The 12,300-nt window shown below is 69.5% G+C and carries 12 protein-coding genes; 9 read left to right on the forward strand and 3 right to left on the reverse strand.

Annotation, left to right across the window (positions count from 1 at the left end; all coding sequences use genetic code 11):
- Positions 1–178: 178 nt before the first annotated feature.
- The 7 genes from Q7X29_RS12650 to Q7X29_RS12680 all read left to right on the forward strand — a co-directional run bounded on the left by Q7X29_RS12650 (position 179) and on the right by Q7X29_RS12680 (position 6,544).
- Positions 179–1,012, forward strand: coding sequence for a ParA family protein (locus tag Q7X29_RS12650; RefSeq protein WP_255586654.1), 834 nt, complete (start codon positions 179–181; stop codon positions 1,010–1,012).
- Positions 1,009–1,893, forward strand: a complete 885-nt coding sequence (locus Q7X29_RS12655) for a segregation and condensation protein A (RefSeq protein WP_374104815.1) — start codon at positions 1,009–1,011, stop codon at positions 1,891–1,893. The genes Q7X29_RS12650 and Q7X29_RS12655 overlap by 4 nt, the downstream gene beginning before the upstream one ends.
- A gap of 35 nt (positions 1,894–1,928) precedes the next feature.
- Positions 1,929–2,585, forward strand: a complete 657-nt coding sequence (gene scpB, locus Q7X29_RS12660; RefSeq protein WP_218716048.1) for an SMC-Scp complex subunit ScpB — start codon at positions 1,929–1,931, stop codon at positions 2,583–2,585.
- Positions 2,586–2,593: 8 nt separating this feature from the next.
- Positions 2,594–3,907: a pseudouridine synthase gene (locus Q7X29_RS12665; protein WP_316574143.1), complete on the forward strand. Its 1,314-nt coding sequence runs from the start codon at positions 2,594–2,596 to the stop codon at positions 3,905–3,907.
- Positions 3,908–3,945: 38 nt separating this feature from the next.
- Positions 3,946–4,650 carry a (d)CMP kinase gene (gene cmk / locus Q7X29_RS12670; protein WP_218717916.1) on the forward strand — a complete coding sequence of 235 codons (705 nt, stop codon included), beginning with the start codon at positions 3,946–3,948 and terminating at the stop codon, positions 4,648–4,650.
- Positions 4,647–6,065 carry a ribosome biogenesis GTPase Der gene (gene der / locus Q7X29_RS12675; protein WP_218717907.1) on the forward strand — a complete coding sequence of 473 codons (1,419 nt, stop codon included), beginning with the start codon at positions 4,647–4,649 and terminating at the stop codon, positions 6,063–6,065. The genes cmk and der overlap by 4 nt, the downstream gene beginning before the upstream one ends.
- 203 nt (positions 6,066–6,268) lie before the next feature.
- Complete coding sequence (locus Q7X29_RS12680; RefSeq protein ID WP_316574144.1) at positions 6,269–6,544, forward strand: YggT family protein; 276 nt, start codon at positions 6,269–6,271, stop codon at positions 6,542–6,544.
- Between the two features lie 23 nt (positions 6,545–6,567).
- Here the strand turns inward: Q7X29_RS12680 and Q7X29_RS12685 are convergent, their stop codons facing one another.
- Positions 6,568–7,692, reverse strand: a complete 1,125-nt coding sequence (locus Q7X29_RS12685; RefSeq protein WP_316574145.1) for an ACT domain-containing protein — start codon at positions 7,690–7,692, stop codon at positions 6,568–6,570.
- A gap of 201 nt (positions 7,693–7,893) precedes the next feature.
- On the opposite strand from Q7X29_RS12685, the gene Q7X29_RS12690 reads away from it, so the two are divergent.
- Positions 7,894–9,150, forward strand: a complete 1,257-nt coding sequence (locus Q7X29_RS12690; RefSeq protein ID WP_316574146.1) for an aspartate kinase — start codon at positions 7,894–7,896, stop codon at positions 9,148–9,150.
- Positions 9,151–9,228: 78 nt separating this feature from the next.
- Positions 9,229–10,077, forward strand: a complete 849-nt coding sequence (locus Q7X29_RS12695; RefSeq protein WP_218717903.1) for an alpha/beta fold hydrolase — start codon at positions 9,229–9,231, stop codon at positions 10,075–10,077.
- Between the two features lie 3 nt (positions 10,078–10,080).
- Here Q7X29_RS12695 and Q7X29_RS12700 read toward each other — a convergent pair whose 3' ends face one another.
- Entirely contained in the window at positions 10,081–10,797 is a 717-nt protein-coding gene (locus Q7X29_RS12700) for a GNAT family N-acetyltransferase (RefSeq protein WP_218717902.1), read from the reverse strand.
- A 213-nt stretch (positions 10,798–11,010) separates the two neighbouring features.
- Positions 11,011–11,838 carry an SAM-dependent methyltransferase gene (locus tag Q7X29_RS12705; protein WP_218717901.1) on the reverse strand — a complete coding sequence of 276 codons (828 nt, stop codon included), beginning with the start codon at positions 11,836–11,838 and terminating at the stop codon, positions 11,011–11,013.
- Positions 11,839–12,300: the final 462 nt, after the last annotated feature.

The raw sequence follows: 12,300 nt of genomic DNA on the forward strand, positions 1-12,300 counted from the left end.
GTCCGAGCGGTAGCGTCTACCACCAGAGCTGGACCGTACGAAAGCGAGCCGGTCCCGAATCGGCCTCGCTACCCTCGACAGGGGTTACCGGTAGGAAACGTATAAGGAGCAGCGGATCGTGACGACAGCGGAAACACCGTGGGACGGTGGACCGGATCAGGTCGCCGAGGCCGTCGAGATGGGCCCGACCGGGCGCCCGCTGCGACTGGTACCCGAACCGCCGCAGGTGCAGCGTCACGGTGACGCGCTGGTGGTGGCCATGTGCAATCAGAAGGGCGGGGTCGGCAAGACCACCTCGACCATCAATCTCGGTGCGGCCCTGGCCGAATACGGCCGCCGCGTGCTCCTCGTCGACCTCGACCCGCAGGGCGCGCTCTCGGCGGGCCTCGGGGTGGCCCACCACGATCTCGACCTCACCGTGCACAACCTGCTGATCGGCGGGAAGGCAGGCGTCGACGACGTCCTGCAGACCACCAAGGTCGACGGGATGGACCTGTTACCCAGCAACATCGACCTGTCCGCGGCCGAGATCCAGCTGGTCAACGAGGTGGGCCGCGAGCAGTCGCTGGGCCGGGCCCTCGCGGGTGTGCGCGACCGCTACGACTACATCCTCATCGACTGCCAGCCCTCGCTCGGCCTGCTCACCGTCAACGCGCTGGCCTGCTCCGACGGGGTGATCATCCCGATGGAATGCGAGTACTTCTCGCTGCGTGGGCTCGCGCTGCTCAACGACACCGTCGAGAAGGTGCGCGACCGGCTCAACCCGCGCCTGAGCCTGTACGGCATCGTGGTCACCATGTTCGACGCCCGGTTGCTGCACTCCCGTCAGGTGATGTCGCGCGTGGTGGAGGTCTTCGGTGACCTGGTCTACGACACCGCGATCTCGCGCACCGTGCGGTTCCCCGACGCCAGCGTCGCCGGCGAGCCGATCACCACCTGGGCCCCGAAATCGGCGGGCGCGGAGTCGTATCGGGCGATGGCACGCGAAGTCATCCACCGGTCGGGCCGGTGATCGACGCAATACCCGAGGTGCACGAGGCTCAGCAAGAAGCGGCGCCCGCCGCCGAGAACACCGGGTTCCACCTGCGGCTGAAGAACTTCGAAGGCCCATTCGACCTGCTGCTGACGTTGATCAGCTCGCGCAAGCTCGATGTCACCGAGGTCGCGCTGCATCAGGTCACCGACGAGTTCATCGCCTACACGAAAGCGTTGACCGCCGAGCTCGCCGAGAACACCAAGCTGCGCGCGGACAAGATCCTCGACCAGACCACCGAGTTCCTCGTCGTCGCGGCCACGCTGCTCGACCTGAAGGCGGCCCGGCTGCTGCCCTCGGGCGAGATGACCGACGCCGACGATCTGGAACTGCTCGACGCCCGCGACCTGCTGTTCGCCCGCCTGCTGCAGTACCGGGCGTTCAAGCAGGTGGCCGAACTGCTCGCCGAGCTGGAAGCCGCCGCGCTGCGCCGGTATCCGCGCTCGGTGGCGCTCGAGGAACAGTTCGAGGGGCTGTTGCCCGAGGTGACCCTCGGCGTCGACATCGGCGCGTTCGCCGAGATCGCGGCGGCGGCGTTCCGGCCGCGCCCGATTCCGCAGGTCGGTCTGGGGCATCTGCACATGCACACCATCTCGGTCGCCGAGCAGGCCGAGCTGGTGCTGGCCCGGCTCAAGGAACGCGGGCCCGGCGGCTGGACGACCTTCGCCGAACTGGTGGCCGATTGCACCGTCCCGGTGGAAATCGTCGCCCGGTTCCTGGCGTTGCTGGAGCTGTATCGCGGCAAGACCATCGCGTTCGACCAGCCCGATCCGCTCGGGCCGCTGGCCGTGAGCTGGCTCGGGGAGCTGGATCCGGACGCCGAAGCGGCGGCGTTGACGTTCGAGGAGGACTACGGATGATCGGGTCAGGCCCGCAGGCGGCCGCAGGGCACAGCATGACCGAGGCAGTGGCGGAGTTCACTTCCGAGCCGCTCGAGGACGCGGAACTGCGCTCGGCGCTCGAGGCGATGTTGCTCGTCGTCGATGCTCCCGCGCCGGTAGAACAGCTGGCCGCGGCCCTGGACGACACCTCCGAGCGGGTCGAGGCCACCCTGCGCGCGATGGCCGCGGAGCTGACGGCCCGGGGCAGTGGCATCGACCTGCGTTTCGTCGGTGACGGCTGGCGCTTCTATACTCGACAGGAGTACGCGCCCTATGTCGAGCGGGTACTGCTCGACGGGGCCCGGACGAAGCTCACCCGGGCCGCCTTGGAGACCTTGGCGGTGATCGCCTACCGCCAGCCGGTGACCCGGACGAGGGTCAGCGCGGTTCGCGGGGTGAACGTCGACGGAGTGATGCGCACACTGCTGGCCAGGGGCTTGATCGCGGAAGCGGGTCAGGATCCCGACACCAACGGCACGTTGTACCGCACCACCGAGTTGTTCCTCGAACGGATCGGGCTCGCCTCACTGGGCGACCTGCCACCGCTGGCGCCGCTGCTTCCCGGCGTCGACCTGATCGACGAGATCAGCGAGAGCCTGGAGACCGATCCACGGTTCACCAGGCTGCAGAAACCGGCCGAGTCCGACATGGACCTCGGCACCGACGATTGACAGGACAGATGAATAATTCCGCTCGCCGAGATGGCACACCGGACCGAAGAAAACGCAACGACCAGCCCCGTAGCGGCGCGAACCGAACCGCGGGAACCCGCGGCGGCACCGCGCGCACCGGGCAGTCGGGCAGCCGCGGGGAGGCCGGCGGCCGCCGCGGCACCGGCGGGTACGAGCGCGGTGAGTCGACCGGCCGCCGCCCCTCCTCGGGTGGGTTCACCCGGGGCACCGACGATCGGCGCGGCGCGGCGGGACGCGGCTACCAGCGTGGCGCCACCGACGATCGGCGCGGCGGTTCCGCGGGCGGCTACGAGCGCGGCGGCGACGACCGTCGCGGCGGTTACCAGCGCGGCGGCGACGACCGCCGGGAGGGTGGCTACCAGCGCGGCTCGGCGGGCAGCCCGGCACGGGGGACCCAGCGCGCGGGCGGCACCGCCCGTCCCGCGACGTCGCAGGCGCCCGTGCGCAAGACCAAGAACGCCAAGCCGCAGCGCAAGGTCGTCGCCCCGACGATCCTGAACAACGCCAAGCCGGCCCGGCACCAGCACGCCGAGAACACCGAGGGCCCGAAGAAGCTGCCCTGGGGCGAAGGCGAACGGTTGCAGAAGGTGCTCGCCAAGGCCGGTGTGGCCTCGCGCCGCGCGGCCGAGGACATGATCGCCGCCGGTCGCGTCGAGGTCGACGGCCGGATCGTGCGCGAGCAGGGTCTGCGCGTCGATCCGGAGAACGCGGTCGTGCGCGTCGACGGCACCCGTGTCGTCGTCCGCGACGAGCTGGTGCACCTGGTGCTGAACAAGCCCAAGGGCTGGCAGTCCACCATGTCCGACGATCTGGGCCGTCCCTGCGTCGGTGACATCGTCGCCGAGCGGATCGCCGCCGGGCAGCGCCTGTTCCATGTCGGCCGTCTCGACGCCGACACCGAGGGCCTGCTGCTGCTCACCAACGACGGCGAGATGGCGCATCGCCTGATGCATCCGTCGTTCGAGGTGCCCAAGACCTACCTGGCCACCGTCAACGGCGAGGTCAACTACCGCCTGGTCGGCAAGCGGCTGCGCGAGGGCGTCGAGCTCGAGGACGGTCCGGCCAAGGTCGACAAGTTCATGCTGCTCGAGGCCTACGAGGGTCGCTCGCTGGTCAAGCTCGTGTTGCACGAGGGCCGCAAGCACATCGTGCGTAGGCTGCTCGACGAGGTCGGCCACCCGGTGATCCGGCTGGTGCGCACCCACATCGGCCCGGTGGCGCTGGGCGACCAGCGTCCCGGCACGCTGCGCGTGCTCGGCCGCGACGAGATCGGCAAACTCTACGAGGCGGTGCAGCTGTGAACGGAGTGGATTTCTCGGTGGAGATCTCGGGCGACCGGATGACCGGTGACGGCACGCTCGTCGTCGCGATGGACGGCCCGTCCGGCACCGGCAAGTCCAGTGTGTCGCGTCGGCTGGCGACCCGCCTGGGCGCCCGCTACCTCGACACCGGCGCCATGTACCGGGTCGCGACGCTGCGCGTGCTGCGTGCCGGGGTCGACCTGACCGACGTCGCCGCCATCGCGGACACTGTCGCGGCGCTGCCGTTGTCGATCGGCACCGATCCCAGCCACGAGGTGATCGAGCTCGACGGCGAGGACGTCTCCGCCGAGATCCGCGGCGATGCCGTCACCAAGGCCGTGTCCGCGGTGTCCGCGGTCGCCGAGGTGCGCGAGCAGCTCGTCGCGCTGCAGCGTGAGATCGCGGCCGTGTCCGGACGCATCGTGGTCGAGGGCCGCGATATCGGCACCGTTGTGCTCACCGGCGCCGACGCCAAGATCTACCTCACCGCCTCCGCGGAGGCGCGCGCCCAGCGGCGCAATGCCCAGAACATCCGCGAGGGCCGCGGCGACGACTACGCGGCCGTGCTGGCCGACGTGCAGCGCCGCGACACCCTCGACTCCACCCGCACGGTGTCGCCGCTGCGCCCCGCAGCCGACGCGGTGCTCGTCGACACCAGCGACCTGACGATGGACGAGACCATCGACGAGCTCTACCGCGTGGTGGCCCAGCAGCTTTCGGCCACGACAGGAGGGTCGCGATGATCGACGAAGAGGTACTGGTCGGAGACGGCACGTGGTCGGACGAATCCGACTGGGAGATCGCCGATCTCGAAGGTGAGCACGAGGGTGACGAACACCTCGCGATGCCCACCGTCGCGGTCGTCGGCCGTCCGAACGTGGGCAAGTCGACCCTGGTGAACCGCATCCTCGGCCGCCGCGAGGCCGTCGTCGAGGACATCCCCGGCGTCACCCGCGACCGCATCTCCTACGAGGCCAGCTGGGCCGGACGCCGATTCCTGGTGCAGGACACCGGCGGCTGGGAGCCCGACGCCAAGGGCCTGCAGCAGCACGTGGCCCGGCAGGCCGAGGTGGCGATGGAGACCGCCGACGCGATCCTGCTCGTCGTCGACGCGACTGTCGGCGCCACCGCCACCGACGAGGCCGCGGTGCGCAAGCTGCGCCGTTCCAAGATCCCGGTGATCCTGGTGGCCAACAAGGTCGACGACCAGAAGGTCGAGATCGAGGCGGCGAGCCTGTGGTCGCTGGGTCTGGGTGAGCCGCGCATGGTCTCGGCCGCGCACGGCCGTGGCACCGGCGATCTGCTCGACGACGTGCTCGGCGCGCTGCCCGAGACCCCGCGCGAGGGCACCGGCGCCGCCGGACCGCGTCGGGTGGCGCTGGTCGGCAAGCCGAACGTCGGCAAGTCCAGTCTGCTCAACAAGCTCTCCGGCGACGAGCGCTCGGTCGTCCACGATGTCGCGGGCACCACGGTCGACCCGGTCGACTCGCTGGTCGAATTGGGCGGCAAGACCTGGAAGTTCGTCGATACCGCCGGTCTGCGCCGCAAGGTGTCCAATGCCACCGGTACCGAGTTCTACGCCTCGCTGCGGACCAAGTCGGCGCTGGAGGCCTCCGAGGTCGCGATCATGCTGATCGATGCCTCGGTGCCGATCACCGAGCAGGACCTGCGCGTGATCAGCCTGGTCGCCGACTCCGGTCGCGCGCTGGTGCTGGCGTTCAACAAGTGGGACCTGGTCGACGAGGACCGCCGTTACATGCTCGAGCGCGAGATCGACCGCGATCTGGTGCGGGTGCCGTGGGCCCAGCGGGTCAACATCTCCGCCCACACCGGCCGCGCCGTGCAGAAGCTGGTGCCGCAGATGGAGACCGCGCTCGAATCCTGGGACAAACGCATCTCCACCGGCCGCCTGAACACCTGGCTCAAGGAAGTCATCGCGGCCACCCCGCCGCCGATGCGCGGCGGCCGCCAGCCCCGCGTCCTGTTCGCCACCCAGGCGGGCACCCGCCCGCCGACGTTCGTGCTGTTCACCACCGGCTTCCTCGAGGCGGGCTACCGCCGCTTCCTGGAGCGCCGTCTGCGCGAGGAGTTCGGCTTCGACGGCTCGCCGGTACGCATCTCGGTGCGCGTGCGCGAGAAGAAGGAACGCAAGAAGTAGATCGTCACCACGCGAGCCCCGGGTCGACCGCCCGGGGCTCGCGCTGTCTCCGGACTGCTCCCGGCGGCGGTGCGCGGCGGAGCCTCGGCCACGACGAGCCAGGGCTGATAATCGGCTGAGAACCATCCGGGAAGGACACTTCGGCGCGGTGGTCGGCGTTGATCGGGTACGAGGTCCAGTGCGGCTTCCTAAGGAGTGGCGTTATGAGTCTCATCGGAACCGTGGTCGGCTACGCGCTGACGGTGTTCATGTTCGTGCTGCTCGCGCGGATGGTGCTCGATTGGCTGGCCTTGGCAGGAAAGGGTCCGGACTGGGTCGGCAAGGCGCGGTCGTTCACCCATGCCGCGACCGAACCGGTGATCGCACCCGTGCGACGAATCCTGCCGCCGCTGCGGATGGGCGGCCTGGGCATCGATCTGGCCTTCACCCTGGTATTCATCGCCGTGCTGATCCTGCGCGCGATCGCCTTCAGCCTGTAGCGGCGGTCAGCGACACGACGCGCCTAGTCGTCGGTGCCTTCGATTCGCCAGCGGGTCCGCACCTCGCGGACGCAGGGGGCGTCGGTGAGGGCGTCGATCGTGTCGGTGAGTGCGGACTCGCGGGCTCGGTGGGTGAGGACGATCAGGTGGGCGTCGGTGCCCTGGTGCTCCTGGCGTACGCGCGCGATGCTCACGCCGTTGTCGGCGAACACCGCGGCGACCTGGGCGAGGGCGCCGGCGTGGTCGGTGACGCGCAGGTTGAGGTAGGAGCGGGTGGGGGTGTCGCCGAGCGGGGCGATGGGGAGCTGGGCGTAGTAGGAGGCGCGCGGGGCGCGGCCGCCGTGGACGCGGTTGCGGGCGGCGGTGATGAGGTCGCCGAGCAGGGCCGACGCGGTCGCCGTGGTGGCGCCGTCACCGTAGAACATCAGCCTGCCCGCACCCGCGGCGTCGACGGCGACCGCGCTGGACGGCGCGTCGACGCGGGCGAGCGGGTCGGTCGCCGGGAGCAGCGCGGGGTGGACGCGGACCGAGACCTGTTCCTTGCCACCGTCTTCGGCGATCCTGGTGCAGACGGTGAGGGTGCGCAGACGCAGACCCAACGCCTCCGCGGCGGCGAGGTCGGGCGCCGCCGCGGGCCCGGACTCCTCGAACTGCACGTCGCCGACCTCCACCCGAGTGTGGAAGGCGAGCGTCGCCAGGATCGCCGCCTGCGCGGCCGCGTGCCTGCTGTGCTCGGGGGGAAAGACGCCGAGCACCTGGTTCACCCGGTCGCCCGAGAGTGATTGGGTCAGTGGCCGCACCACCGGAACACCGCCCGCCACCGCCGCTTCGAAGAACAGGTCGGCACCGTGCTGCTCGGCGGTCGCGGCCAGCCGGTGCCCGTACTCGGCGACCAGCGCGGTGTTCGCGGTGATCACCGAGCGTCCCGCGCGCAGCGCGTCGAGCACCGCGTGCGCCGCGCCGAGGTGCTCGGTCGCGTCCACCACCAGCTCCGCGGGCTCGGCGAGGACCAGGTCCGCACCGGCGCGTTCCCGCAAATCGCCGCCCGTGTCGCGCAGGATCCGCACGACCTCGGCGGCGAGTGCTCCGGTGCCGAGAACGGCGACCCCGAACGAGGCACGTGGGGAACGAAAGAGCTGATCGGTCATGGGAATTCGCCTTACCGCCGAGAGATGTCGAGCCGGGAACGAACGCCGCGGACGTCACCCCCGTCCAGCCAGTATCGCGGCCGAATCACCTCGGCGGCAGTCGTTTTCACCACGAATCAGGACAGCCGTGCCAGAAATGCCGGGATACTCGGAGGGGTTACCCGCGGGTCACGCGTGGGCGAGCAGGGGAGAGGACGAGGGATGGCCCTGGTTGTGCAGAAATTCGGCGGATCGTCGGTGGCGGACGCCGAACGGATCCGGCGGGTCGCCGAGCGGATCGTGGAGACGAAGAAACAGGGTCACGATGTGGTGGTGGTGTGCTCGGCCATGGGCGACACCACCGACGAGCTGCTGGACCTGGCGGGCCAGGTGGCGCCCGCGCCGCCGCCGCGCGAGATGGACATGCTGCTCACCTCCGGCGAGCGGATCTCGAACGCGCTGGTGGCCATGGCGATCCACGCGCTCGGCGCGGAGGCCCGGTCGCTGACCGGTTCGCAGGCGGGGGTGATCACCACCGGCGCGCACGGCAACGCCAAGATCATCGAGGTGGACCCGGACCGGGTCCGGCGCGCGCTCGACGACGGCGAGGTGGTGCTCGTCGCCGGGTTCCAGGGTGTCAGCCAGGACAGCCGCGACGTCACCACGCTGGGCCGCGGCGGGTCCGACACCACCGCCGTGGCGCTGGCCGCGGCACTGGGCGCCGATGTGTGCGAGATCTACACCGACGTCGACGGCGTGTTCACCGCCGACCCGCGTATCGTGCCGGACGCGCAGAAACTCGACCAGATCTCCTACGAGGAGATGCTGGAGATGGCCGCCTGCGGCTCGAAGGTGCTGATGCTGCGCTGTGTGGAATACGCGCGCCGCTATCACGTTCCGGTGCATGTGCGGTCGTCCTACACCGATGCGATCGGCACCACCGTGTTCGGCTCGATGGCCGACATTCCCGCCGATCAGGCGGTGCTCACCGGCGTCGCCCACGACCGCACCGAGGCGAAGGTGACCGTCGTCGGCCTGCCCGACGAACCCGGTTACGCCGCCCAGGTGTTCCGCGCGGTCGCCGACGCCGAGATCCCCATCGACATGGTCGTGCAGAACACCGGCACCGGCCGTACCGACATCACTTTCACCTTGCCCGCGGCCGACGGCGCCCGTGCGGTGGCGCTGCTACGGAAGCGGCGCGCCGAGATCGGGTTCACCGATGTGCGCTACGACGATCGTGTCGGCAAGGTCTCGCTGATCGGCGCCGGTATGAAGAACCATCCCGGCGTCACCGCGACGTTCTGCGAGGCACTGGCCGAGGCGGGCATCAATCTCGATCTGATCGCCACCTCGCAGATCCGGATCTCGGTCCTGGTCCGCGACACCGACCTGGACGAGGCGGTGCGGGTGCTGCACCGGGCCTTCGACCTCGGCGGCACCGAGGTCGCCGTCGTGCACGGTGGAACGGGCCGGTGACGGGATGGTTGACGGCCAACTGAACGCCAGGTAATTTACCCATCAGTCAATTAGGCCGTCGATCGACCGGAGAGTCCCTTGAGCAACCGACTGACCTCCTACACCCGCGCCGGACTCCGCTTCGATGTGGTGGACTCCGGTCCGATCGACGGCCCGGTCATCCTCGCGCTGCACGGTTTTCCGCAGACCGCCAGCTCGCTGACCGAACTCTGCGCGCTGCTCAACGCGCGCGGCTACCGCACCATCGCCCCGAATCAGCGCGGCTACTCGCCGGGTGCGCGGCCACGCGGCCGCTTCGCCTACCGGATCACCGAACTCATCGACGACATCCTCGCGCTGATCCGCGAGATCGACCGTGGGCCGGTACATCTGGTCGGCCACGACTGGGGCGCCATGGTCGCCTGGTCGGTCGCCGCGGCCCGGCCCGACCTGGTGCGCACCCTGGTGACCGTATCGGTACCGCACCCCGGCGCCTTCCGCCGTTCGCTGATCAGCAGCGATCAGCTCGCCCGCTCGTATTACATGGGTCTGTTCCAGCTGCCGGTGCTGCCCGAGCGGGTGCTGACCGCCCGTCCCGAGCTGCTCGACCGGGTGCTGGCAGGCACCGGGATGACGCCGGAGATGATCGCCCGGGTGCACACCGAGATCGTCGATTCCGGCGCCCTCACCGGGGCACTGAACTGGTACCGGGCGATCCTGCTGCTGGGCCAGCGCGCGATCTCGGCGCCGGTGCGGGTGCCGGTGACCCATGTCTGGAGCTCCGGTGACTCGGCGCTGTCACGCCGCGGCGCCGAGCTGACCGAGAACTATGTCACCGGCGACTACCGCCTGGCCGTCTTGGACGGCGCCTCGCACTGGCTGCCCGAGGAGCGTCCGCGGGAGCTGGCCGAGCTGATCGTGGAGCGGATCGCTACCGTCCGGAGCTGAGCCTCAGCCGATCGGAGAAGCCAAGGGCCGCAACGACTCGGCGGTGGCGGGGATCAGCGGCGCGCGCGGCAGCATGGTGCGGGCGGCGAGCTGCTCGGTGATCCGCAGCCGCACACCCGCCCATTCGTCGTGCAGGATCGAGTAGAACGCGGTGTCGCGCACCGCGCCGTCGAGTCCCCGCGAATGGGCCCGGCGCACACCGTCGCTCACCGCGCCGAGCCGTTCGATCGCGGCGCGCGATCGCAGATTGCGGGCGTCGGCGCGCAGGGTCACCCGGCGCACGCCCCAGGCGTCGAAGGCGTGGGTCAACATCAGCAGTTTGCACTCGAGGTTCACCACGCCGCCGCGCGCCGCGGGCGTCAGCCAGGTGTTGCCGATCTCGACGGCGTCGGGGATCGAGCCGCCGGGCAGCGCGGTGACGGGCTCGGCGGCCAGCGGCCAGCTCAGCGGGCCCTGCCAGTAGTCGAGCCGGGTGAACCTGGTCGCCCCGACCACGCAGTCGTCGTCCACGGTGACGATCGCGAAGGCCAGGGCGGTGCCGGCCAGCTGGGCGGACTCGGCCTGGAAGACGTAGGTGCGTGCCTCCTGCTCACCGTGCGGGACGACGGTGAACCCGGCCGGACCGAGTGCGACCGAGGCTGCGGTCAATCCGGGAACATGGTGGGGTGCAAGGGGTTCCAGCCGTGCGATGCGGCCGTGGAGGATAACGGGTGCGGGCATGGTGACCGGCGTCCTTCGTCTGATGAGGGTCGCCGAAAACACGAGGCGTGGATCTCACGCGACACGTGCTTGCGGCGAAGCGACACGAACGATCCAGCAGCATCGAGAAAAACTAGATGCACAAGATAGCCGAACGTGACGCGTTCACCCGCGCGAACGGACGAGATGTCGTGGCCCGAATTTCGCCGGTGTCACCGACCCGGACGAACCGCCCTAGACCTTGTCGGCGATGGCCGCCACGATGAGTTCCTCCCAGACCGAGAGCTCCCGGTCGGGCGAGCCGATGCGGGCCGAATCGTTGTCGTCGGTGGGCACGTCCTGGTGCCAGCGGGCGGCCGCGGCCACGCCGGGCTCCCGCAGTCGCAGGTCGCCGAACAGCGCGACGATCTCGGCATCGGTGCGCCAGCGGCCGCGGCCGAAGGTGGACTGCAGCTTGGCCTCGGCCTCGATGGTCTCGGCGTTGTCGCCGGAGCGGAAGTGGGAGATGAACACGCTGCTGCCGACGGGAATCTGCCCGGTCCAGTATTCGACGACGGCGCGCGGGTCCTCGTCGTCGTTGAGATGGTGCAGGATCGCGCTGAAGATCAGGCCGACCGGCTTGTCGAAATCGATGAGCCGGTTCACCTCCTCGTTGGCGCGGATGCCGACGGAGTCACGGACATCGGCGTGCACGACGGTGGTGTTGTCGTTGGTCGCCAGCAGCGCGCGCCCGTGGGCCAGCACGATCGGGTCGTTGTCGACATAGACGACCCGCGTGTCGGGGTTCACCCGCTGCGCGACCTGGTGCACGTTGTCGGCGGTGGGCAGGCCGCTGCCGAAGTCGAGGAACTGGGTCAGGCCCGCCTCGGCCATCTCACGCACCGCGCGGGTGAGGGCCTGCCGATTGGTGAACGCGATCGCCACCGAACCGGGCAGGTTCAGCTTGAAATGATCGCCGATCGCGCGGTCGACCTCGTAGTTGTCCTTGCCGCCGAGTAGATAGTCGTAGACCCGGGCGATGCTCGGACTCGACTGGTCGATCACATTCGCGTTGTCGCTCATCGTCGACGACCTTCCACGCTGTTATCGGTGTGTGCCGCCGCCCATCGTAGGAGAACGACGGCGTGTCGGCATGCTGTCCCTGTCGGTGATACCCGAAAACCGTTCCGGGCGTGTCGGTTCCGGTGCGTCGCGTACCGCCGTCGGTGTCCGGTCCGTCCGGTACGGGGCCGAGGTCTCGGCACGGGTAGCAGCCGTGTCGCAGTTTGCTCACGGCCTGTTTTCGCACGTCAGGGCCGTAACGGTTCGATAAATCACAGCAGTGTCGGCCTATTGAGCAAATGTCCAGTTGTGGACGGGTTTCGCCAGTTCCGAGGGGTGTTTGCCGGATATGTAACGCGCGTTATCGCATCGTGTCGCACGTCTGTTCGATGTGATGCAGATCACATCAACTGCCATTCGGCTACCGATGGTGGCACGCTCGTAATTGCTGAACGTTAACCGTTTGTGATCAACGACAGGGTC

This window comes from Nocardia canadensis, assembly GCF_032656385.1.
Lineage (GTDB): Bacteria > Actinomycetota > Actinomycetes > Mycobacteriales > Mycobacteriaceae > Nocardia > Nocardia canadensis.